This is a genomic window from Pseudomonas proteolytica (assembly GCF_007858275.1).
In the GTDB taxonomy this organism is placed as follows: domain Bacteria; phylum Pseudomonadota; class Gammaproteobacteria; order Pseudomonadales; family Pseudomonadaceae; genus Aquipseudomonas; species Aquipseudomonas proteolytica.
The window spans coordinates 148036-172017 of sequence record NZ_VFEV01000008.1 but is presented as its reverse complement, the minus strand read 5'-3'; the positions used below and the strand labels follow the sequence as shown (position 1 = coordinate 172017).

Annotated in this window: 20 protein-coding genes; 12 read left to right on the top strand and 8 right to left on the bottom strand. The window is 61.2% G+C overall.

Annotated features, from left to right (window positions below; genetic code table 11):
• The first annotated feature begins 228 nt into the window (after nt 1-228).
• From FIV38_RS08360 to FIV38_RS08350, 3 genes are read left to right on the top strand one after another with little or no spacing between them, the layout of a single operon-like run.
• Complete coding sequence (locus tag FIV38_RS08360) at nt 229-888, top strand: paraquat-inducible protein A (protein WP_029295839.1); 660 nt, start codon at nt 229-231, stop codon at nt 886-888.
• Nucleotides 875-1498, top strand: coding sequence for a paraquat-inducible protein A (locus FIV38_RS08355; RefSeq protein WP_029295837.1), 624 nt, complete (start codon nt 875-877; stop codon nt 1496-1498). Before FIV38_RS08360 ends, FIV38_RS08355 begins: the two co-directional genes overlap by 14 nt.
• The gene (locus FIV38_RS08350; RefSeq protein WP_070996415.1) at nt 1491-3794 is read left to right on the top strand and encodes a PqiB family protein; all 2304 of its coding nucleotides are present in this window, start codon (nt 1491-1493) and stop codon (nt 3792-3794) included. Before FIV38_RS08355 ends, FIV38_RS08350 begins: the two co-directional genes overlap by 8 nt.
• 68 nt (nt 3795-3862) lie before the next feature.
• Here the strand turns inward: FIV38_RS08350 and mksF are convergent, their stop codons facing one another.
• From mksF to mksB, 3 genes are read right to left on the bottom strand one after another with little or no spacing between them, the layout of a single operon-like run.
• Entirely contained in the window at nt 3863-6703 is a 2841-nt protein-coding gene (mksF, locus tag FIV38_RS08345; RefSeq protein ID WP_029295833.1) for an Mks condensin complex protein MksF, read from the bottom strand.
• On the bottom strand, nt 6700-7407 hold the full coding sequence (mksE, locus tag FIV38_RS08340) for an Mks condensin complex protein MksE (RefSeq protein ID WP_029295831.1): 708 nt from the start codon (nt 7405-7407) through the stop codon (nt 6700-6702). Before mksE ends, mksF begins: the two co-directional genes overlap by 4 nt.
• The gene (gene mksB / locus FIV38_RS08335; protein ID WP_070996414.1) at nt 7397-8671 is read right to left on the bottom strand and encodes an Mks condensin complex protein MksB; all 1275 of its coding nucleotides are present in this window, start codon (nt 8669-8671) and stop codon (nt 7397-7399) included. Before mksB ends, mksE begins: the two co-directional genes overlap by 11 nt.
• 228 nt (nt 8672-8899) lie before the next feature.
• Between mksB and FIV38_RS08330 the strand changes: the two genes are divergently transcribed.
• Together FIV38_RS08330 and rimI are read left to right on the top strand one after the other, a co-directional pair.
• Nucleotides 8900-9652 carry a flagellar biosynthesis protein FlhF gene (locus FIV38_RS08330; protein ID WP_092233414.1) on the top strand — a complete coding sequence of 251 codons (753 nt, stop codon included), beginning with the start codon at nt 8900-8902 and terminating at the stop codon, nt 9650-9652.
• Nucleotides 9645-10097, top strand: coding sequence for a ribosomal protein S18-alanine N-acetyltransferase (rimI, locus tag FIV38_RS08325; RefSeq protein ID WP_005784514.1), 453 nt, complete (start codon nt 9645-9647; stop codon nt 10095-10097). The genes FIV38_RS08330 and rimI overlap by 8 nt, the downstream gene beginning before the upstream one ends.
• A gap of 96 nt (nt 10098-10193) precedes the next feature.
• Here rimI and FIV38_RS08320 read toward each other — a convergent pair whose 3' ends face one another.
• Nucleotides 10194-10598, bottom strand: a complete 405-nt coding sequence (locus FIV38_RS08320; RefSeq protein WP_029295823.1) for a hypothetical protein — start codon at nt 10596-10598, stop codon at nt 10194-10196.
• Nucleotides 10599-10737: 139 nt separating this feature from the next.
• Here FIV38_RS08320 and can point away from each other — a divergent pair, with 139 nt between their 5' ends.
• Entirely contained in the window at nt 10738-11382 is a 645-nt protein-coding gene (can, locus tag FIV38_RS08315; RefSeq protein ID WP_029295821.1) for a carbonate dehydratase, read from the top strand.
• On the opposite strand, the gene FIV38_RS08310 is transcribed toward can, so the two are convergent.
• Both FIV38_RS08310 and FIV38_RS08305 read right to left on the bottom strand, forming a co-directional pair.
• Nucleotides 11379-11903 carry an SET domain-containing protein gene (locus FIV38_RS08310; RefSeq protein WP_092233417.1) on the bottom strand — a complete coding sequence of 175 codons (525 nt, stop codon included), beginning with the start codon at nt 11901-11903 and terminating at the stop codon, nt 11379-11381. The two genes, can and FIV38_RS08310, sit on opposite strands and share 4 nt — an antisense overlap.
• 169 nt (nt 11904-12072) lie before the next feature.
• Nucleotides 12073-13242: a hypothetical protein gene (locus FIV38_RS08305; protein ID WP_092233420.1), complete on the bottom strand. Its 1170-nt coding sequence runs from the start codon at nt 13240-13242 to the stop codon at nt 12073-12075.
• Nucleotides 13243-13504: 262 nt separating this feature from the next.
• Between FIV38_RS08305 and FIV38_RS08300 the strand changes: the two genes are divergently transcribed.
• Nucleotides 13505-13795, top strand: a complete 291-nt coding sequence (locus FIV38_RS08300; protein WP_029295815.1) for a nucleotidyltransferase family protein — start codon at nt 13505-13507, stop codon at nt 13793-13795.
• Nucleotides 13792-14133, top strand: coding sequence for a HepT-like ribonuclease domain-containing protein (locus FIV38_RS08295; RefSeq protein WP_029295813.1), 342 nt, complete (start codon nt 13792-13794; stop codon nt 14131-14133). The genes FIV38_RS08300 and FIV38_RS08295 overlap by 4 nt, the downstream gene beginning before the upstream one ends.
• 37 nt (nt 14134-14170) lie before the next feature.
• Here the strand turns inward: FIV38_RS08295 and FIV38_RS08290 are convergent, their stop codons facing one another.
• A complete protein-coding gene (locus tag FIV38_RS08290; RefSeq protein ID WP_029295811.1) occupies nt 14171-15589 on the bottom strand; it encodes a short-chain fatty acid transporter in 1419 nt (472 codons plus the stop codon).
• 181 nt (nt 15590-15770) lie between these two features.
• Between FIV38_RS08290 and FIV38_RS08285 the strand changes: the two genes are divergently transcribed.
• Nucleotides 15771-17054, top strand: coding sequence for an MFS transporter (locus FIV38_RS08285; RefSeq protein WP_029295808.1), 1284 nt, complete (start codon nt 15771-15773; stop codon nt 17052-17054).
• A gap of 164 nt (nt 17055-17218) precedes the next feature.
• On the opposite strand, the gene FIV38_RS08280 is transcribed toward FIV38_RS08285, so the two are convergent.
• Nucleotides 17219-17893 (bottom strand): heavy metal response regulator transcription factor, encoded by a 675-nt coding sequence (locus tag FIV38_RS08280; protein WP_092233423.1) that lies wholly within the window; start codon nt 17891-17893, stop codon nt 17219-17221.
• 183 nt (nt 17894-18076) lie between these two features.
• Between FIV38_RS08280 and FIV38_RS08275 the strand changes: the two genes are divergently transcribed.
• From FIV38_RS08275 to FIV38_RS08265, 3 genes are read left to right on the top strand one after another with little or no spacing between them, the layout of a single operon-like run.
• The gene (locus tag FIV38_RS08275) at nt 18077-19300 is read left to right on the top strand and encodes a TolC family protein (protein ID WP_092233426.1); all 1224 of its coding nucleotides are present in this window, start codon (nt 18077-18079) and stop codon (nt 19298-19300) included.
• Nucleotides 19301-19317: 17 nt separating this feature from the next.
• On the top strand, nt 19318-20481 hold the full coding sequence (locus FIV38_RS08270; protein WP_092233429.1) for an efflux RND transporter periplasmic adaptor subunit: 1164 nt from the start codon (nt 19318-19320) through the stop codon (nt 20479-20481).
• Nucleotides 20482-20499: 18 nt separating this feature from the next.
• Nucleotides 20500-23649, top strand: coding sequence for a CusA/CzcA family heavy metal efflux RND transporter (locus FIV38_RS08265; RefSeq protein WP_092233432.1), 3150 nt, complete (start codon nt 20500-20502; stop codon nt 23647-23649).
• Nucleotides 23650-23982: the final 333 nt, after the last annotated feature.

Sequence of the window (23982 nt, the reverse complement as noted above, 5' to 3'; positions counted from 1 at the left end):
AGTGAAACGATGCATCGCCGATGGTAGTGTGGGGTTTCCCCATGTGAGAGTAGGTCATCGTCAAGATTAAATTCCGAAACCCCAATTGCGAAAGCAGTTGGGGTTTTGTTTTGGGCGGTCGAAAAGGTTCTGGCATATCGCCACTGTTCACCCCGACAAATTTGCACAGTTATTTCTGAGCCAGAACACTAGAATAGACGCCTGATCATTTTAGACTTAGAGCCCTATATGTCCGACCCGGTTGATACCCCTCAGGTGTCCGACCTACCTCTGGAGGACCTGGTTGCCTGTCATGAGTGCGACTTGCTGATGCGCAAGCCAGAACTTGCGCACGGTGAAAAGGCCCTGTGCCCGCGCTGTGGTTATGAGATGTACGCCCACCGCTACAATGTCGTCGAGCGCAGCCTGGCCTTGGTGATCGCGGCGCTGTTGCTGTACATCCCGGCGAACTTTCTACCCATCATGCAGCTCAATCTACTCGGGCAGTCTTCTGAAGACACGGTCTGGAGCGGCGTAGTCGCCCTGTTTAATACCGGGATGCAAGGCGTGGCCGTGGTGGTGTTCCTGTGCAGCATGGGCATTCCATTGCTTAAGTTGCTGTGCCAACTGGCGGTCTTGCTCAGCATTCGTTGGAACGTAGGCCGCAACTACGGCCTGTTGCTGTACCGCATTTATCACCATCTGCGCGATTGGGGGATGCTTGAGGTCTACCTGATGGGCGTGCTGGTGGCGATCGTAAAGTTGGCCGACATGGCCGCCCTCAGCGTAGGCCTGGGACTGGCCTGTTTTGTCAGCCTGTTGATGGTCCAGGTGCTGCTGGAGGTAGTCATGTCACCTCATCAGATCTGGCAAGCGTTGTCCGGGGAGGACGAACATGCGGGCGATTGATGCTGGCATTCTGATCTGTACTGAATGTCACGAATTGAACAGGCAAGACCCGGACACCGACGAGCAAACCTGCACCCGTTGCGGGGCGCTGGTCCACGCTCGCCGTCCAAACAGCCTGATGCGCACCTGGGCATTGCTGATTACTGCGGCAATTCTGTACATCCCGGCTAACCTGTTGCCTATCATGACGGTCAACTCCCTGGGGCAGGGCGCGCCGAGCACGATCATGGCCGGCGTGATCGAACTGGTTCAGCACGGTATGTTCCCGATTGCCGCCGTGGTGTTTATTGCCAGTATCCTGGTACCAACCTTCAAGCTGGTAGGCATTGCGCTGTTGCTGTTCTCGGTGCAGCGTCACCAGCCGCTTTCTGCCCGACAACGCATTATCATGTACCGCTTTATCGAATTCATCGGCCGCTGGTCCATGCTGGATATTTTCGTGATCGCTATTCTGGTTGCGGTCGTAAACTTTGGGCGACTTGCCAGTATCGAGGCCAATCTCGGTGCCGTGGCATTCGCCAGTGTGGTGATTTTGACGATGCTTGCTGCAGTAACTTTCGATCCCCGACTGATTTGGGATAACACGGAGTCGGACGACGACCATGACTGATTTGCCAAAGGCTAAAACCCGCCCCGCTTCGAACTGGTCGGCCATATGGGTACTGCCCTTGATCGCCCTGGTGATCGGCGGCTGGCTCGGATGGCGTGCCTACAGCCAGACGGGCATCGAGATCCAGGTTCGCTTTGAGAGCGGCGAAGGCATCCAGGTCAACAAGACAGAAGTGGTCTACAAAGGCATGCCTGTGGGCAAGGTCAAGACCCTGGCCCTGGATGATGAGGGCAGTAATCGCGGGGTGATTGCCACCATCGAGATGAACAAGGATGTCGAGCAGTACCTCAAGGCCAATACGCGCTTCTGGCTGGTCAAGCCAAGCGTCAGCCTGGCTGGCATTACAGGCCTGGAAACCCTGGTCTCGGGCAACTATATCGCTGCCAGCCCTGGCGACGGCGAGCCTACGCGCAAGTTCAAGGCGCTCTCCGAAGAGCCACCTTTATCCGACGCCAAGCCCGGCCTGCACCTGACCGTCAAGGCCGAGCGGCTCGGCTCGCTCGACCGTGGCAGCCCGGTGTTCTACAAACAGATCCAGGTCGGCCAGGTCAAAAGCTACCTGCTGTCCGCCGATCAGAACACCGTCGAGGTGAAGATCTACATCGAGCCGACCTACGCCAGCCTGGTGCGCAAACATACGCGCTTCTGGAATGCCAGCGGCATCAGCATCGACGCCAACCTGTCCGGGGTCAAAGTGCGCAGCGAGTCCCTGGCCAGCATTGTCTCCGGAGGTATCGCCTTCGCCACGCCGGAGAATCGCAAGGACAGCCCGCCCACCGATCCGAGCCTGCCGTTCCGCCTCTACGAAGACTTCGATGCCGCCGCCGCGGGTATCCGCGTCAAGGTCAAGCTCAGTGACTTCGAGGGCCTGCAGGCAGGTCGCACACCGGTGATGTACAAAGGTATCCAGGTCGGCAGCCTCAAGGCTCTGAAGGTGGACTCTGATCTGTCCAGCGCCAGCGCCGACCTGACCCTCGACCCATTGGCCGAGGACTACCTGGTGGAAGGCACCCAGTTCTGGGTGGTCAAGCCGTCCATTTCCCTGGCGGGCATCACTGGCCTGGAAGCGTTGGTCAAGGGTAACTACATTGCTATCCGTCCCGGCGACAAAGGCGCCAGCCCGCAACGCGAGTTTGTCGCGCGGCCCAAGGCGCCACCGCTGGACCTGCGCTCCCCAGGCTTGCACCTGGTCCTGCTCACCGAGAGCCTCGGCTCCCTGGAGGTCGGCAGCCCGATCCTCTACAAGCAGGTCAAGGTCGGTTCGGTACAGAGCTATCAGTTTTCGCGCAAGCGCAAGCAACTGGTGATCGGCGTGCATATCGAGAAGGAATACGAAGGCCTGGTCAACGGCTCGACGCGTTTCTGGAACGCCAGTGGCGTGACCCTTACCGGTGGACTCACCGGCGGCATCCAGGTCAAAAGCGAATCCCTGCAAAGCCTGATGGCCGGTGGTATCGCCTTTGAAACCCCTGAGCCGAATGTGCCGCTGAGAAATCGCATTCCACGTTTCCGCCTGTTTGCCGATCATGAAGCCTCCAGCCAACGCGGCACCCTGATCACCATCAAGGTGGACCGCGCCGATGGCCTGCGCACCGACACGCCGATCCGCTTCAAAGGCCTGGACGTGGGCAAGATTGAAAGCGTCGACCTGAGCGCCGACATGCAGTCGGTGATGCTCAGCGCACGCATCACCGAAGTGCCTGAGCGGATCGCCCGCGCCGGCAGCCAGTTCTGGGTGGTCAAGCCCGAGTTGGGCCTGATGAAAACCGCCAACCTGGAAACCCTGGTCACAGGCCAGTACATCGAAGTTCTGCCACCGGTGAAAAGCACCGGCCCGCAAAAGAACTTCGTGGCCCTGGCCCAGCCACCAGAGACCAATGTGCAGGAGGCCGGCTTGAGCCTGGTACTCAGCGCCGCCCGTCGTGGTTCGTTGAAAGTCGGCGTACCGGTCACCTACCGTGAAGTCACCGTGGGCAAGGTCACTGGATACGAGCTGGGCAAGACCGCTGATCGCGTGCTGATTCATGTGCTGATCGAGCCCAAGTACGCACCGTTGGTTCGCAGTGGCAGCCGTTTCTGGAACAGCAGTGGCTTTGGTCTGGACTTCGGTCTGTTCAAAGGCGCGACCGTACGCACCGAGTCCTTGGAAACCCTGATTCAGGGCGGGATCGCCTTTGCCACTCCCGACGGCGAGCGCATGGGCAACCCGGCGCTGCCTGAGCAGACGTTCCCGTTGTTCGACAAGTTTGAAGACGAATGGCTGATCTGGGCGCCGAAGATCCCGCTGGGGAAATAAATCCAGGAGCCACAAAAAAGGCCGCGATCCAAAAGATCGCGGCCTTTTTATTGCTTCACAGGGGCTGGTCAGACCTCATCCAACTCCGGCTCGTCCGCCTGCACATTCACCGTTGCCTTCACCACATCATGGCGACGGATGTATTTCCAGTCCGCCTCATCGATGTAGATCCCGTTCGGCCCGCTGCCGCCTTCCAGGTCGATCGCCACCTGGGCGGAAACCTGCGGCTTCACACTGGCCAGGATCGGCACGAAGCCCAGTTGCAGGCTGGTTTCCAGCAGGGCTGCCTGGTTCTTCTCGTCGATATCCGCTGCCTCATCAAGGTAGTACGGCAGGCGCACGCGACCGGCCTGGTCGCGGTCCATCAAGTGCAGCAACAAGTACATGTTGGTCAGCGCCTTGATGGTCATGGTGGTGCCGTTGGACGCGGCACCATCGATGTCGGTGTGAATCACCGGCTGGCCATTGACCTTGGTGATCTCGAACGCCAACTCGAACAGATCCTTGAGCCCCAACTGGTTATGGTTGGCGGCGACCAGGCGCGCCAGGTATTCCTTAGCCTCTTCGTTCTTGTTGTCCTGCTCGGCGCTTTGGCTGAGGTCGAACACCGACAGGGTCTCGCCTTCCTCATACTGACCAGCGCTGTGGATGATCTGGTCGATATGCTTGAGGGCTTCCTTGTTGGGCGCGAGCACAATGCGGAAGCTTTGCAGGTTCGACACCTGGCGCTTGTTGATCTCGCGGTTGAACAGCGCCAACTGGTGCTCAAGGCTGTCGTAGTCGCTGCGGATATTGCGCAGGGTCCGCGCGATATCCGTCACCGCCGCACGGCGTGCCTTGCCCAGGGTCAGGGCTTCGTCGGTACGGTGTGCGTACGCGTTGATCAACAGGTGCAGGCGACGCTCCATATCGTCTTCGCTGTCGAACTTGGCCACGCCCTTGAGGCGCACCTGGGCATACAACGCCTCGATCTGGCCATCGGCGCGCAGCAAACCCTGCCAGCTGTCCTGATAGTCGTTGAGCAGTGGCAGCAGGTTGTCCATGGAGTCGTCGACCGGGTCCATGAACGGCGTGCCGAACGGCAAGTCAGCCGGCAACAACTGACGACGGCGCAGCGCGTCATCCAAAGTGCGTTGCTTGGCTTCCATATCGCCGATTTGCCGGCCGACCAGCTGCAACTTGGCCGACAGCTGCTGCACGCGCTCGGTAAACGCATCGCTGGAGCGTTTCAACTCGTCCTGCGCGGCTTCCATTTGCGCCAGGTGCTCCAGTTTTTCGCCTTCCTCGGCGCTCAGGGTCTGGCTGCGACGGAAGTCTTCCAGGGCTTTCTGCGCATCCAGGACTTGCTGGTACAGCGCTTCAGTCTGGGTCTTGCTCGCCGCCCGGTCAGACGCTACCGCCTGCTGGGTTTTGAGTTGCTTGAGTTCTTTTTCCAGGCGTTCTTTCTGGTCGCGCAATGCCGCACGATCCGCCAAGGCTTGCAGGGCAGGTGGCTCGATATGCGAGATGTCGATGGACAGCCCCGGCACTTCAAAGCGCTCGCCGGTGAAGCCATCAAGGATCAGCTCCAGGGATTTTACCCACTGGCCGTCTTCATCCAGGGTGATGCCATGTTCGCCCAGCGGCAGGCTGAACAGCGAACTGTTGAACAGGCGCATCAGACGCTCGACGTCCTGCTGTGAGAATTCTTCCCGCAGTTTGGCGTAGCTGTTGTTGTCGGCGTGATCGAGTTGCTGCTTGACCGACTTCAGGCGTTTTTCCAGGTCGCGCAGGCGCTCATCCAGATCCTCGGCGCTGAACTGTCGCGACTGCGCCAGGGCGCCGGCCAGTTCGTCGTGCGCATCCTTGGCGGCCAGCAGTTGCTGCTCCAGGACCTTGACGTCATCCACCAGCGCAAAGCGATGCTTGAGCACCGACAACTCGCCCAACCAGCGCTGGATACCGCTGATTTCCCGCTCCAGGCGCATCAATTCCTGGGTGCCACCGCGCTGATCGTTCTGCAGCGCATCCTGCTCGTTGCGGTAGTGTTCGGCCTGGATTGTCAGCTCTTCCTTGCGTGCACTGGCGTAGTCCGACCAGGTGCCCAGCAACGAATCGAGCAACGGCGACAAACGGTGCAGCTTGCCACGCAGGACGTCGCGCTGTTTCACACCATTGGCCAAGGCTTCGACCAAGGGGCCGGCGGCGACCAGGGAGTTGTAGTCCTGCTCCATGCGCCGCACATCGCGGAAGGCTTCTTCGCACGCGGCGATGTAATCCACGCTGCCAGAGCGCAGGCTGTGCTCGAACGCATCGAGGAACAGTTGCTTGAGCTTGGCCGCAGTGATTTCGCGCATGTGCAGCAGGTTGATAAACAGTGCGCGGAAGGTCTTCAGGCTTTGCTCGCTGGTGGAGCGCAGCGGAATCAGGGTCAGGTCCAGCGGGATCGAAGTATGGCCACCCACCAGCAAACGTCGCAGTTCATCGGGCTTGAGCTCATAGGCTTTCAGGCCTTCGCGCTCAAGGTTGGTGAACAGCTCTTTCTGGCGCAGGCAGGTGTCGTTCTTCTGATAGTGGGCCAGGTCCAGCTTGCCGGCGTAGGCAAAGAACTGGTGACCGAAACCGCCGCCCGGGCCGCGGCCGACCACGCCGATCACGTGGGGGCCATGGGGCAGGGACACTTCGACGAGGATGTAGCTGGTGTCGGTGGCAAAGTAGAAGCGTCGCGACTGTTCCAGGGTGTACTTGCCGAAGCTCATGTCCGACATGCGCGCCAGGATCGGGAACTGCAAGGCGTTGATCGAAGCCGATTTACCGAGGTTGTTCGCGCCATACACCGACAGCGGCTCTTCCAGTGGGAACAGGCCCAGGCTGTAGCCGGCGGTATTCAATAGGGCGAAGCGGCGAATGCCGTAGCGTTCCTTGCTCATGCATCGGTCTCCTGTTCTTCGGCAATGGCGCGGGCCAGGGCGTCTTCCTCGCTTTGTGTTTCAAATTCGCTCAAGTCCAGCGGGTCATCGGTCTGCAGCAGTTTTTCATCGCTGTCTTCGTCGATGATCACCGGCGCCGGCAACGGCAGCACGCTGTGCACACTGGCCGCCAGGTCGCGGTCGGCCTGGACCGACAGGCACACGTCGAGGAAACGGTGCATTGGCGGCAGGAAACGGTAGACGCCGTTATCTTCACTGGCAAAGCCGAGCTGGGTCATGCGGCGCATGATTTTTTCTTCCAGCTCTTCCTGGGTCTGCACTTCGGCCTGGATAAACAGGTCGCGGTATTTCTCCAGCAAGGAGGGCAACTCATCGCGGCCCAGGCTGCCACCATCCAGCACGGCAATCGGGTCGCGGCCCTGATCGGCCAGGTGCTCGACGATGATAAAGGTGAACAGTGCCAGGCGCTGTGCGGTCTTGTTCACCTGCGCGGCGGCTACGGCGGTGTCCGGCACGAAGTAGTAGAAACCACGGGTATCGCACACCAGCTCAAAGCCCAAGGCCTTGAACAGCGTGCGGTACTGGTCCTGGAAGTTCGACAGTTGCGCGTACAACTCTGGGTCGCGGCGGCTGACGTGGTAACCCTTGAACAACTCGCGAAAGATCGGCGCCAGTTGGGACAGTTCGGATAGATCAAGATGCATGAGGTGTGCTCGCAGAGTGCTCGGCCGCGTCGCTGGCCGGGAGCAGGGCGAATGAGCGCAGGCTGACCTGGTGCTCGTGAGTATGGTAATCCTGGCGTTCCAGGCGCTCGCGCTTGAAACGCTTCTCCCGCGACAGGCGCGAGAACCAGTACAGCAATTCGTCGGTGGCACCGTCCGGTTCCTGCTCCAGCAGCCAGGTCATCAGGTCCGGCATCGGCAGGGCGTCTTCGCAACGCTCCAGCATCTCCTTGACCGTACGCGGCGCACGCTGGGCTTCGCCCTTATGGGATTTGTGCGCCTTGGGGAAGCGCGCCGGTTTAGGTTCGAAGTTCGCCAGGGCATACACGTAGGCCTCGACCTGACTGGCACTGCCCAGGAAGGTACTTTGCGGCCGGGTAAACATCGGCATCGCCGCTTGCGGCACCGCGTCCAGGCCCTTGCGCCGGATTGCCGACAGGGCCAGCGCCGCGCCACGGGTCACCGCGTTGTGCCGGCGTGCTTCTTCACGCAGCGGCAGCAGCAGTTCCCGGGCGTGACGCAAGGTCAACTGGGCGCTGGTCTGCATTTCTAGGATGCGCGCGTGGGTGCGCAGCAACATGTCGTCATCCACCAGGTGGCCCAGGCGCTGCTGCTCGGTGAGCATGCGCAGCAGCACGTTCTCCACCTTGCGTACGCCTTGCTCGAAGGCGCCGTCGGCGTTCACCAGTTGAATCATCGGTTCGACGTACTCATCCCAGGTCGCCAGGACCTCGGCATAGCGCTGGCGCAACGGGATCTGCCGGTCGCTGGTCTTGGCGCGGTCGGCCACGGCAGCGAGGGCCTGTTCGTCGTTGGCGAGTTTTTTCAGCACGTCACGCACGCGCATGTCCAACAACCGCAGTTGGCGGGCCAGGTCATGGCCGTCGCGGATGTCGAAGGCGTCCTGGATATAGCCGGCCAGGCGCTCGAGATGGCGCAGGTAGGCTTCGATTTCCAGGCACAGGCCTAGCCGGTGCTCCTTGCGAAGATAGGCCAGGAAGTCATGGATCTGCGCATTGAGCTCGAAACGGTTCGGGCTTTTGGCGACAGGCACCAGGATATCCAGGCGAATCCACACGTCCAGCAGGCTGGTGATGTCCTGTGGCGTGCTGTCCAGTTGTTGGGCGGCCAGTTGCGCGCGCAACTCGCCAAGGCTCAGGGTGCCTTGGTCGAAGTGTTCGCACAGTGGCTCAAGCAGGGCCCAGTGTTCGGCGAGGGCGCGCAAGACGCGCTTGGGTTCGATCATCGGAATGGCCGGCTGGTTGGCGATTAAAAGCGGCGATTGTACTGCATCAGGCGCGGGATTTATCCACAGCCGGTCAGGGCGCCTTCGCGATAGAGGGTCAGGAATGCAGAGAAAAGCATCAACGGTGGGCGATCGTTGCCGAAGGGCGGTAGAATCTGCGCTCTTTAGTTATCCACAAGTGGCCGAGCCTTGCTTATCGAGTCCCGACGTCGCGCTTACTTGACCGCCATGCAGGTGGTCAACTGGCTGCCGCGCACCGAATTGCCCTTTGCCGCCCCGTCGCGGCCCGAACTGCTGCAAGCGCTGGAACCGTTCGAGCCGTTCGCTGCCTCGGGCGAAGAAGCGGCGGCGCCGGTTGCGGTAGTCAAGCCCGCGGCTGAAGCGTCCGTGCGGCCATCGGAGCGGGTCAAGATCGAAGTGCCGCGCCCATCAATGGCGCCCAAGGTCGCCGCAGTGGCCGAAGATGCCCCGGCGCCGGTCGCCAAGACCCCGGTCGTACCGCCACCGCGCTTTGCCTTGCAACTGCTGCGGGCCGGGCGCTGTTTGTTGTTGGTGGAGTTGCCGACCGGCGAACGTTTCCAGGCCCGCGATCCTGCCTATCTGCTGCTCAAGGACATGCTGCGCGCCGCCGGCCTGCCCGACAGCCCGCAGATCGTCGGCGAGCCCGTGCGCTGGCCGCTGCTGGTGCGCGGCAATATGGACCAGGGCCCGGACGCCGCGCGTGACTTCGTGCAAGGCTTTGTTTCGGCCCGCCTGGAAGACGAACCCTGCGTATGCCTGTGGCTGATCGGCCTGCCCGCCGTGCGGTTTGCCGGTGAGGCGAATGCCGAGGCCTGGTACCGCGAGCTGCAGGTCGACGGCCTGGGTTCGGTGTGGGCCTTGCCGGGCCTGGAATTATTAATGGAAGAGCCACAGCGTAAGGCTGATGTCTGGCAAGCCATGCGCCGGCTGATGGCGCGCTGGAAAACAACCGATGAGTGAGGCTTTATCCTTTCGCCCGATGACCGAGGCTGACCTCGACGCCGTGCTGAAAATCGAATATGCGGCGTTCAGCCACCCCTGGACCCGTGGCATCTTTCTCGACGGGCTGGGCAAGTACCAGATCTGGCTGATGTTCGAAGGCGAGCAGCAGGTGGGCCACGGTGTAGTGCAGATCATCCTCGATGAAGCGCATTTGCTGAACATCACCGTCAAACCGGAAAACCAGGGCCGCGGCCTGGGCCTGGCGTTGCTGGAACACCTGATGTCCCGTGCCTATGCCGCCAGCGCCCGGGAATGCTTCCTCGAAGTGCGCGACAGCAATACCGGCGCATTTCGCCTGTATGAACGCTATGGGTTCAACGAAATCGGCCGTCGCCGCGATTACTACCCTGCCGTCGGTGGTCGCGAAGACGCCGTCGTCATGGCCTGCACCCTGGTCGACTAAACACCCCTTGTAATTGGAGCTGGCTTGCCAGCGATAGCAGTGGTGAATCCAATACCGCTATCGCTGGCAAACCAGCTCCTGCAAGGGCCAGGTGTGTCAGCGGTTGCCGTCTATCGGGTCAATATCGGCCAACTCAGCCTCATCCAGGCCATTGCCGCCGCCAATCTCATCTTCATCGACGATACTCAGGTCCCAATCGGCCTGTTCGCCGTCACCTTCTTCCCGGGCATCCCGCGCGCCATCTTCATGGATCAGGGTTTCGGGGCTCATATCATCATCCGTGGGCTCGTGATCCGCCGTCGAAGCCCCCGTCATCCCCGCCTCGCGCACCCGTTCGTCGGGCATCAGGTGCTCGCGTTCACCTCGGGGGATCTCATCGCCGATTTCCGCCGTCGGCTCCTCCTCGTCAAAATCCAGCTCGCGCATCGAGCCCATGCGATCTTCGTTGTCATCAATCGGTGCAGGCGTCGGGGCGCCGTACGGACGTCGTGATTGCGTCATGGCCAATCCTCATACTGTGGGGCTTATAGTGTGTGGACAGGCACAGCCTCCCAAAGATTCAAGCTAATTTGCGTGCGGCGTGACCTGGGCGAGCGGTTGTCAGTCACAAAACTGCGCATCATTCCTGAGGCTTTCCCTGATGAACGAACTACAAGACCTGCTTGATAACAACGAACGCTGGGCGGATGCGATCAAACAGGAAGATCCCGAATTCTTCGCCAAGCTCGCCCGCCAGCAGACCCCGGAATACCTGTGGATCGGCTGTTCGGACGCCCGGGTGCCGGCCAACGAGATCGTCGGCATGCTGCCTGGCGACCTGTTTGTGCACCGCAATGTGGCCAACGTGGTGCTGCACACCGACCTTAACTGCCTGTCGGTGATCCAGTACGCGGTGGATGTGCTCAAGGTCAAACATATCCTGGTCACCGGCCACTATGGCTGTGGCGGCGTACGTGCCTCGATGCAGGATCGCCAGTTTGGCCTGATCGACGGTTGGCTGCGCTCGATCCGCGACCTGTACTACGAGAACCGCGAAGTGCTGGCCCAGTTGCCCACCGAAGAAGAACGCGTTGATCGCCTGTGTGAACTCAACGTCATCCAGCAAGTGGCCAATGTCGGTCACACCAGCATTGTGCAGAACGCCTGGCACCGCGGGCAGAGCCTGTCGATCCACGGTTGCATCTACGGCATCAAGGACGGCCGCTGGAAAAGCCTCAACGCCACCATCACCGGGTTCGAGCAACTGCCGCCGCAGTACCGCCTGCGCCCGATTGAGGCGATTTAATAGCGTTTGCGTTGGCGCCACTGTTCCATGAACAGTTGGCCCTGCGGGTTCAGCGGCTCTTTTGCGCCGGTGATCCAGCCGCGGCAGTTACCGGCACCGCAGCGGCAAGCGAACTGGCGGAACAGCACATCTTCGGTGGTAGCGTAATCCATCGTCAGCAGCGTGCCGGGGCGAATGGCCTGGATCGACCATAGCTCCAGTTCGCTGATGTCGAGAAACACATTCGGATCGCACGAATGCAGGAGCAGGCCGCTGAACCACGGGTCGTACAAGTGGATACGTGACGATATCTGCAGCGTGTGCAAGTGCCGTTCGCCCAATGCGTACCCGGAAATCTTCGCAATACGTATACGGCTGTCGAAGGCGACGCGGGTTTTGATGCCGGTTCCGCGACCATTGCGGGTGCTTACGACTTCGAACTGTCGGGGCGAGGGGTAACCTTTTTTGGCCAGCAGGTTGGCGAAGGGATAAATACAGTCGATCGCATCAGCCGGCGCATCTTCCATGACTTGGGTTTTCATAGCATTCCTTGTCGGGCTGCATCGACCTCCTGGTGTTGATATGACTGCCAGTCTTGCAGCAAGTGGGCACGTTCCAAGGTTTACGCAAGTTGCAGCCGATATCTACTGTCAAATCTGACAGTAGATATCGGCTTTTTTTTGCGTAAGCCAAAACGGATAAGCCGGATGCTCAAAGGGCGGGGGCGGGTACAGAGGCTTCTGGCAGCGGGCTTTTCAGGCGCTTGAGCTGCGTCTTGATGGTGGCGGTGGCGCATTTTTCCCTGGCGTGGTCGGCGGACAGTTCGCGAATCGAGGTGTAGAACAGCTCGCAAGTCTGTTCCTTGCGCGTGACCTGCCAGGTATTCATGCAGCCTTTGAGCAACACGTTGGGATCGCTGGCCGGCTTCTGGCCCATGCCGGCCTGCCAGCACGCTGCGCTCAAGTCCTGGCCCATGACTTTCAGGCCGGCGTCGTCGGCCTTCTGTTCATCACCGTCGTAGCTGTCCGGGTTGGCGGCGTACCAGATGTAACTGGGGTGATTGGCCCCCAATACGGCGACGCTACTGCCCTCGGCCGGGCTTATCTGCCCCAGGCCCAATACGCCAAGGGTTTGCCCGTACTGTTGCTGGATCCAACTGCGAACGGGGGCGCCGAAGGCGACCATTGGCAATGAGCCGCTGGGATGCAGGCTCAGCTCCCGGACAATCCGCGTCTGGTACTCGGTGAAATAGCCATACACGCCTTCCAGGTCCTTGCCGGCCGTGGAGGGCGCGGCTATCGGCGCAATGTCGATGATGGTCTGGTACTCCGGGGTCTGGGCCGCCGCTATGCCATTGGCGGTCAGTAATGTGGCCCAACGGTCAGTCGTGGCCGACTCCAGATAGTCCTGGTAATGGGTCAGGGAGTAGTCGGGCGGAAAATGCATCAACTCGATGCTCTTGCGGTTTTCCAAGGCCATGCCCAACGGCAGGAACAGGTACCAGCTAAATTGCCACTTGCCATCATGGTTCAGCCGGTGGGCCCCGTCATAGGCCAGGTCGGCGGTGTCCAACAATGCGGTCAAGGGCTGGCCATACCCATCGGGTACCCCGGTAAAGTGGGCGCGGACCTGGTCCTGCTGGGTTTTCACACTGACCCTGGCCCGACTGTAGCCGTCGCGGTGCAGGCTCTGGGTCAGGTAGTGCTCGACTGTCTGTTCCAGCGTCAGCGGCCGAAAGCAGATCACACTGCAATTATTGGGGTAGGCGAACAATTGCCTGACCCGTTGCACGGTGCCCAGGTCAAGCTCGACATCGGCGTGTACGACCGTGCTCACAGTCAGTGCGACAAAGGTGAAGGACAGCCTGGTCAGTTTAAACATGCGTGTTTCCTTGTCAGCTAAAGCCCGTCTGCGCGGGATGAATGCCCACCCTCACACAGTAGCGGCTGACCGGGAAAATGCGTCGGGAAATGCGTTTTTTTGCGGGGCGCATACAAGCGGCCTGGTGCGTGAGGTGCAACTTTTTCCACATTGCTTGCCATGGAGTTGACGCAGCGTCTGCTGCCAGGGAGTGACGCGAGCATGCGAATCCATTCGCGGCACTGCTAGACTGGCCTGATCTTGCATGTCGTCGAGGTGAATCATGAAACCTTCAATAGCCCTTGATCTTAAGAGAGCTGCCGTGCGTGAAGTGGTCGGGCGCTTTCACATTTCTAATCCAAGAGTCTTTGGTTCGGTTTTGCTGGGTACAGATAAAGAGGGCAGCGATCTTGATTTATTGGTCGATGCCCCTCCTGGGACCACACTGTTTGACCTCGGTGGGCTTCAGGACGAGTTGCAGGACCTGTTGGGCGTCAACGTTGATCTGCTGACGCCTGGCGACTTGCCACTGAAGTTTCGTGCACAGGTATTGGCCGAGGCTCGGCCAGTATGACAAAACGTCTTGGAGACTACTTGGGTCACATGCGCCAAGCGTCATCCGACGCGATTATCTTTGTCGAAGGTCTGAGTAAAGCGGAGTTCTTTGAGGACAAACGCACTCAACAGGCGGTGATCATGAGTTTGATCATCATCGGCGAAGCGTCGACCAAAATAATGGACCAATACCCAGATTTTGCGGCAGGTCAGCCACAAGTACCTTGGCGCAGCATGCGCGGGATGCGTAACCGAATCGCACATGGATACTTTGAAATAAACCTTGAGGTGGTATGGGATACCGTTCAGCACGCACTGCCGGCGTTGTTGAACCAATTGCCCGACACTCCAACCTGACCGCACCCGTCGTAACGACAGGTGCGGTTCTCAAGGGTTAAGGCATCACGGGCGGCATGTACTTCAACGTCGTCCCCAGTGCCCACAGCAAAAACAGCACCAACGGCGTGTGCACCAGCAACTGCACAAACGAGAAGCCAATCAGGTCCCGCGCCTTGAGCCCCAGCACACCGAGCAGCGGCAGCATGTAGAACGGGTTGATCAGGTTCGGCAGCGCCTCGGCGGCGTTGTAGATCTGCACGGCCCAGCCCAGGTGATATTGCAGGTCATTGGCCACCTGCATCACATACGGCGCCTCGATGATCCACTTGCCACCGCCCGATGGGATAAAGAACCCCAGTACCGCCGAATACACGCCCATCAGCAGCGCATAGGTGTCGTGTGAAGCGATGGAGGTGAAGAAGGTCGAGATATGGTGGGCCAGGGTCTGGCCATCGCCGCCCTTGACCACGGTCATCAGCGCCGCGATGGAGCCATACAGCGGGAACTGGATCAACACCCCGGTGGTGGTCGGCACCGCGCGGGCCACGGCATCGAGGAAGCTGCGCGGGCGCCAGTGCAGCAAGGCGCCGACCATGATGAACAGGAAGTTATAGGTGTTGAGCCCCGAGATAGCGCTGATCGCAGGTTTGGTCGAGAACTCATGGAACAGCCAGCCGGCAGCCAGCAGCGCCAGCAAAATGGTGAGCAACGGGCTGTGTTCCAGCCATTCTCCCGGACGGCTTGGTGGCTGTGGCTTGGGCAGGTTGAATGCCGGGTCCACACCGCAGGCCTTGGCGTCACGCGCCGAGTTGGGGCCCGGTGCGGTGACGTAGGCGATGACCAGCGACACCACAATCAGCGCCAGCAACAGCACGCCCGATTGCCACAAAAAGATCGTATCGGTGAAGGGAATAGTGCCGGTGATCGCCAGGATCGACGGCGGCAAGCTGGCCGGGTTGGCCTGCAGTTGCGCGGCCGATGACGACAATCCCAGCGCCCACACGGCACCCAGGCCCAGATAGGCCGCCGCGCCGGCAGCGCGATAGTCCATGCGCAAATCCGTGCGGCGGGCCAGCGCCCGCACCAGCAACCCGCCGAACACCAGGGACAGGCCCCAGTTGAGCAGCGAGGCAACCATCGAGATCAACGCCACCCACGCCACGGCCGAGCGGCCGTTTTTCGGGATGCGCGCCAGGCGGTCGATCAACTTCACGGCAGGCGGCGAGCTGGCGACCACATAGCCACCAATCACCACGAAGGCCATTTGCATGGTGAACGGTATCAGGCTCCAGAAACCGTCGCCAAAGGCCTTGGCGGCGTCGGTGGGCGCTGCACCCATGCCCAGCGCGGCCACGGCGACAATGATCACGGCGAGGGCGGCAAACACCCAGGAGTCAGGAAACCAGCGTTCGGCAAAGTTCGAGCATCGCAGGGCAAAGCGGGCGTAGCGGCTTTCTTCGATAGGATCGGCCACGTTATTTACCTCTTGTATTTATTATGGGGCGGATTGCGGGCATCTTGGCCCACGGCCATTTATTTGGGAATGTTGTTATTTTCATGGATCAATGAGTAAACCGAATATATCCGCTGCGATTGCCAGGATCCGGCCCAGCTCATAACCTGCACGCCATTTTGTCTGTCTGCCGAGCTTCTCTATGACTGCCACCGCTTATCCACAGGCGCAGCGCTTTTCCCGCTCCGACTATAAAACCCTGGGCCTGGCCGCCCTGGGCGGTGCCCTGGAAATCTACGACTTCATCATTTTCGTATTTTTCGCCCTGACCCTGAGCCAGTTGTTCTTCCCCCCGGAAATGCCCGAATGGCTGCGCCTGCTGCAGAGTTTCGGAATTTTCGTCACCGGCTACCTGGCGCGGCCGCTGGGCGGCATCCTGATGGCGCACTTCGCCGATCACCTGGGGCGCAAGCGGGTGTTCAGCCTGAGCATCCTGATGATGGCCTTGCCGTGCCTACTGATCGGGATCATGCCGACCTACGCGCAAATCGGCTATTTCGCACCGCTGATCCTACTGGCGCTGCGGGTCTTGCAGGGCGCCGCGGTGGGTGGCGAAGTGCCCAGCGCCTGGGTCTTTGTCGCTGAGCACGCGCCGGCCAACCATCGCGGTTATGCCTTGGGGTTCCTGCAAGCCGGGCTGACCTTCGGTTACCTGCTGGGGGCATTGACGGCGACCTTGCTGGCGCAGATGTTCACCGCTGAACAAATCCTCGATTACGCCTGGCGTTTTCCGTTTCTATTGGGCGGTGTGTTTGGTGTGATCGGTGTCTGGCTACGCCGCTGGCTCAGTGAAACCCCGGTGTTCCTGGCCATGCAGGCGCGCCGCCAGGCCGACGCCGAACTGCCGCTGCGCACGGTGTTGCGCGACCATCGCCAGGCATTGTTGCCGGCCATGTTGCTGACCTGTGTGCTCACCTCGGCGGTGGTGGTGTTGGTGGTGATCACGCCAACCATGATGCAGAAAACCTTCGGCATGAGCCCCAGCCACACCTTCGCCTTGAGTGCATTGGGCATCGTCTTCCTGAATATCGGTTGCGTATTGGCGGGCCTGTTGGTGGATCGCATCGGCGCCTGGCGCGCGGTGCTGGTCTACAGCCTGCTGCTGCCGGTGGGCATCGCCGTGCTTTACGCCAGCCTGATTGCCGGCGGCGTGTGGCTGGGCGCGGCCTATGCCATTGCCGGGTTGAGTTGCGGGGTGGTGGGCGCGGTGCCTTCGGTGATGGTCAGCCTGTTCCCGGCGCCGGTGCGGGTGTCGGGGATTTCCTTTACCTACAACATCGCCTACGCGCTGTGGGCGAGTACTACGCCGTTGATGCTGATTGCATTGATGCCCGCCAGCCCATGGATTTGCGTTTTTTATTGCATGGTGATGGGCGCGGTCGGCGTGGCCAGTGCCGTGCGGTTTGCCAATCGACCGGTTTTTTAAAGCCACCGCCTTACAAATGTGGGAGCGGGCTTGCTCGCGAAAGCGGTGTGTCAGTCGGCACATGCATCAACTGACAGGCTGCTTTCGCGAGCAAGCCCGCTCCCATAGGGGCAGTCCATAACGAAGGCCAGGGTTTTAGCCAGGCACCGCTCGCGCACGGACCGCTACTCGCGCTCTTCCAGCACGTAGCCCACCCCGCGCAAGGTGTGGATCAACTTGTGCTCGAACGGGTCGTCGATCTTTGCGCGCAGGCGGCGGATCGAGACTTCGACCACGTTGGTGTCGCAATCGAAGTTCATGTCCCACACAAACGAGATGATTTGCGTACGTGACAGCACCACGCCGCTCTGGCGCATCAGCAAGTGCAGCAGGGCGAACTCCTTGGTGGTCAGGTCAATGCGCTGGCTGCCGCGAAAGGCCCGGTGGCGACCCTGGTCCAGTTCCAGGTCGGCCACCCGCAGCACGTCCGGTACCGCCGCCTCGACGCTGCGGCGCATCAGGGTACGGACCCTGGCCAGCAGTTCGGGAAACTCGAAAGGCTTGACCAGGTAGTCGTCGGCGCCCAGTTCCAGGCCTTTGATTTTGTCGGCCAGGCGGCCGTGGGCGGTCAGCATCATGATCCGCGTGTTGCTGGTCTGGCGGATCCGCTGCAACACATCCCAACCGTCCATGAACGGTAGGTTCACATCCAGAATCACCAGGTCATAGGCGTGTTGCCGCGCCAGGTGAACGCCGTCCGCGCCACTGGCTGCGCAGTCGACCACATAGCCACTCTCGCTCAGTCCCTGGTGCAAGTACTCGGCCGTTTTCAGTTCATCTTCGATAACCAGGATTCGCATGTCGAGGGTGCCTCGGTGCAAGGGGAAGTCGCTGAAATTGCCGCGAAGGTTAAAGCAAAAGCCCGGGCCAGAGCCTTTGCTAACGGATTTGTAATGTTCTGGCCACCCCCCCTGATAAGTAGCGAAAGTTACATTGCCCCTGCTTGGATTTGTCCGCCAACTCATGGGTGTGGAACGCTTGTTATGCCAATGTTTTCAAGAACAATTGTGTGCTCCGTAGTGGGGTTATTGGCGATGGCCCAAGTGGCAAGCGCCCAGACCCTGACCCTCGAATCGGCCCTGCAAAATGCGTTTGCCGGCAACCCGGACCTGGCCGCTGCGCAATGGGAAATCGACATCGCCCAGGGCGGTCGCCAGCAGGCCGGGCTGATCCCCAACCCGGTGGCCTCCTGGGATGCCGAAGACACCCGCCGCAGCACCCGCACAACCACCGTCAAGCTGAGCCAGACCCTGGAGCTGGGCGGCAAGCGCGGGGCGCGCATCGAGGTGGCCTCGCGGGCCCAAGATGCGGCCGCCCAGGAACTGGAACAGCGGCGCAACCTGCTGCGTGCCGAGGTCATCGATGGCTTTTATGGTGCGCTGTGGGCCCAGGAGCGCCTGGAACTGGCCCAGCGTTCAATGGCCCTGGCCGAGCGCGGCCTGGTGATTGCCAATGGCCGGGTCACGGCGGGCAAGGCGTCGCCGGTCGAAGCCACCCGCGCCCAGGTAGAAGTCTCGCAAATCCGCCTGGAGCGCAGCCGCGCCGAGATCGGCGTAAGTGATGCCTATCGCCGCCTGGCGGCCATCACTGGCAGCGCCACCATCGGTTTTGAACGTGTCGAGGCAGGTGCCGTGAATACGCCGGCGCTGCCTTCGGCCACCCAACTGCTGGCGCGCCTGGAGAGCACCGCCGAACTGCGCCTGGCGCAGCTGCAAATCCAGCAACGGGACGCCGGCCTGGGCCTGGAGAAGGCCCAGCGGATTCCCGACCTGGATGTCTCCATCGGCAGCCAGTATGACGCCAGCGTCCGCGAGCGGGTGAATCTGGTGGGCGTCTCGATGCCGATCCCGCTATTCAATCGTAACCAGGGCAATGTGCTGGCGGCCAGCCGCCGAGCCGATCAGGCGCGGGACCTGCGCAACGCCACCGAGCTGCGCCTGCGCACCGAAACCCGCCAGGCCCTGGACCTGTGGGCAACCGCCAACAGTGAGGTGCGCGCCTTCAACCAAGTGATCCTGCCCGCCGCCCAAAGCGCGGTGGACAGCGCCACCCGTGGCTTTGAGATGGGCAAGTTCAACTTCCTCGATGTGCTCGACGCCCAGCGCACCTTGATCGCCGCCCGCACCCAATACCTCGCCGCACTCGCCCAGGCCACCGATGCCTGGGTGCGCATCGAACGGATTTACGGCGACCTCGCCCGCATTTGATCTTTCAGGAGTTCCCCATGAACAAACAACAAGGCCTGGCTTTGGCTGTTGCAGCGGCTATTGCCCTCGCGGCGATGGTGTTTTGGCCGGCCACCAGCGTGGCGCCCCAGGCACCGGTGGCGAGCGTCAAAGCGCCGGAGGAAGAAGAGGAAGAGGGCGTGCTGGTGCTCAATGAGCAGCAGATCCAGGCCGCCGGCATTCAACTGGCCAAGGCCCAGCCCCGACAAATCAGCACCCTGCTGTCGTTGCCGGGCGAGGTGCGATTCGACGAAGACCGCACCTCCCATATCGTGCCCCGTGCGGCGGGGGTGGTGGAGTCGGTGAAGGTCAACCTTGGGCAGAGGGTCAAGCAAGGCGAGCTGTTGGCGGTGATCGCCAGCCAGCAGATTTCGGATCAGCGCAGCGAGTTGGCGGCCAGCCAACGCCGGGTCGAACTGGCCCGCACCACCTTCCAGCGCGAGCGCCAGTTATGGCAGGACAAGATCTCCGCCGAACAGGATTACCTGCTGGCACGCCAGGCCCTGCAAGAAGCCGAAATTGCCCTGAACAACGCACGGCAAAAGATGAACGCCCTGAGTGGCAGCGCGGTCCTGGTCGGCGGCAATCGCTACGAACTGCGTGCGCCGTTTGCCGGAGTGGTGGTGGAAAAACACCTGGGCGTTGGCGAAGTGGTGAGTGAGACCAGCGCCGCTTTCACCCTGTCGGACCTGTCCCAGGTGTGGGTCACGTTTGGTGTGTTCCCCAAGGATCTGAACAAGGTCCAGGTCGGTCGGCCGGTGAAGGTCAGCTCGGCGGAAATGGGTACCGACGTGATGGGCACCGTGGCCTATGTCGGCAACTTGCTGGGCGAGCAGACGCGTACCGCCACGGTGCGGGTCAGCGTGGCCAACCCCGACGACTCGTGGCGCCCCGGCCTGTTTGTCGCGGTGCAGGTGGCCACGGATAGCTATTCGGCGCCGGTCACTGTGCCGGTGGAGGCGATCCAGACCGTGGAAGACAAACCCTCGCTGTTTGTGCGCACCGCCGAAGGTTTCGTCACCCGCCACGTTGAACTGGGTGTCAGTGAAAACGGCTTTGTCGAGGTGCGCCAGGGCCTGGAGGCTGGCGTCGAGGTGGCGACCGTTGGCAGCTTCGTCCTCAAGTCCGAACTGGGCAAGGCTTCGGCCGAGCACGCCCATTGATCCTGCGAGTGATTCCCCATGTTTGAACGTCTGATTCAATTTGCCATCGAGCAGCGCATCATCGTGTTGCTGGCGGTGTTGTTGATGGCCGTTGTCGGCATCGCCAGCTACCAGAAACTGCCGATCGACGCGGTACCGGACATCACCAACGTCCAGGTGCAGATCAACTCGGCGGCGCCCGGCTTTTCACCGCTGGAAACCGAACAGCGCATCACCTTTCCCATTGAAACCGCCATGGCCGGTTTGCCGGGCTTGCAGCAGACCCGTTCGCTGTCGCGTTCGGGGCTGTCTCAGGTCACGGTGATCTTCAAGGATGGCACCGATCTGTTCTTCGCCCGGCAACTGGTCAACGAGCGTTTGCAGGTGGCCCGCGAACAATTGCCGGACGGTATTGAAACCGCGATGGGGCCGATTTCCACTGGCCTTGGGGAAATCTTCCTGTGGACCGTGGAGGCCGAGGAGGGCGCGCGCAAGGAAGACGGCTTGGCTTATACGCCGACGGACCTGCGGGTGATCCAGGACTGGATCATCAAACCGCAGTTGCGCAACGTGCCTGGCGTGGCCGAGATCAACACGATTGGCGGCTTCGCCAAGGAATACCAGATCGCCCCGGACCCCAAGCGCCTGGCCGCCTACAACCTGACCTTGAGCGACCTGGTGACGGCGCTTGAACGCAACAACGCCAACGTCGGCGCCGGTTACATCGAGCGCAGCGGCGAGCAATTGCTGATCCGCGCGCCGGGGCAGGTGGCGTCCATCGATGACATCGCCAACATCGTGATCAACACCGTCGACGGCACGCCGATCCGCGTGCGCAATGTGGCCCAGGTCGATATCGGTCGCGAGTTGCGCACCGGCGCGGCCACCGAAAATGGCCGTGAAGTGGTACTCGGCACGGTGTTCATGTTGATCGGCGAAAACAGCCGCAGTGTGTCCCGGGCGGTGGCGAAAAAACTCGAAGAGATCAACCGTTCGCTGCCCGAAGGCGTGGTCGCGGTCACGGTCTATGACCGCACCAACCTGGTGGAAAAAGCCATCGCCACCGTGAAGAAAAACCTCTTCGAAGGTGCGCTGCTGGTCATCGTGATTCTGTTCCTGTTCCTGGGCAACATCCGCGCGGCGTTGATCACCGCGATGGTGATCCCGCTGGCCATGTTGTTCACCTTTACCGGGATGTTCACTAACAAGGTCAGCGCCAACCTGATGAGCCTGGGGGCCTTGGATTTCGGGATTATCGTCGATGGCGCGGTGGTGATCGTCGAGAACGCCATCCGCCGCCTGGCCCATGCGCAGCAACGCCACGGCCGCCTGCTGACCCGCAGTGAGCGCCTGCACGAAGTGTTCGCCGCTGCCAAAGAAGCGCGCCGCGCGCTGATCTTCGGGCAACTGATCATCATGGTGGTGTACCTGCCGATCTTCGCCCTGACCGGGGTGGCCGGGAAAATGTTCCATCCCATGGCGTTCACCGTGGTCATGGCCTTGCTGGGCGCGATGATTCTGTCGGTGACTTTCGTCCCGGCGGCGATTGCGCTGTTCGTCACCGGCAAGGTCAAGGAGGACGAAAACTGGGTGATGCGCAACGCGCGCCGTGGTTATGCGCCGGTGCTGGATTGGGTGATGGCGCACCGTAGCTGGGCGTTCGGCCTGGCGCTGTTGACCATCGTGATGTCTGGCGCCGTGGCCAGCCGCATGGGCAGCGAATTTATCCCCAGCCTCAGCGAAGGTGACTTCGCCCTGCAAGCCTTGCGCGTTCCGGGCACCAGCCTCACGCAATCGGTGCAGATGCAGCAGCAACTGGAAAAAACCTTGATGGCGCAGGTGCCGGAAATCCAGCGGGTATTTGCCCGTACTGGCACTGCAGAAATTGCCTCCGACCCGATGCCGCCGAATATTTCCGACGCCTACTTGATGCTCAAGCCCAAGGAGCAGTGGCCGGATCCGAAAAAGTCCCGCGAAGCGCTGATCGCCGATATCCAGCGCGCCAGTGCGATTGTGCCGGGCAGCCAGTACGAGTTGTCGCAACCGATCCAACTGCGTTTCAACGAGCTGATTTCCGGGGTGCGCAGTGATGTGGCGGTGAAGGTATTTGGCGATGATCGGGATGTGCTGAACAACACTGCCGGGGAAATTGCCGAAACCTTGCGCAAGCTTGATGGCGCCTCGGAAGTGAAGGTGGAACAGACCTCCGGCCTGCCGGTGCTGACCATCAACATCGACCGTGACAAGGCCGCACGCTTTGGCCTGAATGTGGGTGATGTGCAAGACACCATCGCCGTCGCCGTGGGCGGGCGCCAGGCCGGCACGATGTACGAAGGCGACCGGCGTTTTGACATGGTGGTGCGTTTGTCGGAAACCCTGCGCACCGATATTGAAGGCTTGTCGCGGCTACTGATCCCGATCCCCGCGCTGGCCGGCAATACCACGGGGCAACTGAGCTTTATCGCCCTGTCGCAAGTGGCCAGCCTGGACCTGGTGTTGGGCCCGAACCAGATCAGCCGCGAAAACGGCAAGCGGCTGGTGATTGTCAGTGCCAACGTACGCGGGCGGGACATTGGTTCGTTTGTCGCCGAGGCCGAACGGGTGATGGCAGAGCAGGTAAAGATCCCCGCCGGCTACTGGACAACCTGGGGCGGCCAGTTCGAACAGCTCAAGGAAGCCTCCGAGCGCTTGCAGATCGTGGTCCCGGTGGCGTTGCTGCTGGTGTTCGGCTTGTTGTTCATGATGTTCAACAACCTCAAGGATGGGCTGCTGGTATTCACCGGCATTCCCTTTGCGTTGACCGGTGGGATCATGGCGCTGTGGTTGCGCGATATTCCGTTGTCGATTTCTGCCGGGGTGGGGTTTATCGCGTTGTCGGGGGGGGCGGTGCTCAATGGCCTGGTGATGATTGCGTTTATCCGCAACCTGCGTGAGGAGGGGCGTTCGTTGTCGGTGGCGATCAACGAGGGAGCCTTGACCCGCTTGCGCCCGGTGTTGATGACGGCGTTGGTGGCGTCCCTCGGCTTCATCCCCATGGCCCTGGCCACCGGCACCGGCGCTGAAGTACAGCGGCCGCTGGCGACGGTGGTGATTGGCGGGATTATCTCGTCGACCTTGTTGACCTTGCTGGTACTGCCAGCGCTTTACCACTGGGCCCATCGGCGCGATGAAGAGCCGGTAGCATCCTGACCTCGCGCTGGACGGGCTTACGGTGGAGAGGGGGCTTGTTGTGGAGAGGGGGCTTGTCCCCCGTTGGGTGGCGAAGCCGCCCTAAAACCTGCTTGCGCGGTGTGCCTGGGGTAAGTGGGGTGGGTTTGTTGGGGCTGCTGCGCAGCCCAGCGCGGGGCAAGCCCGCTCGCCACAGTGGGGTGGTTGGGGCGGGAAATGTGGAGGGGGGACTTATTGTGGAGAGGGGGCTTGTTGTGGAGAGGGGGCTTGTCCCCCGTTGGGTGGCGAAGCCGCCCTAAAACCTGCTTGCTCGGTGTGTCAGGGGTAACTGGGGTGGGTTTGTTGGGGCTGCTG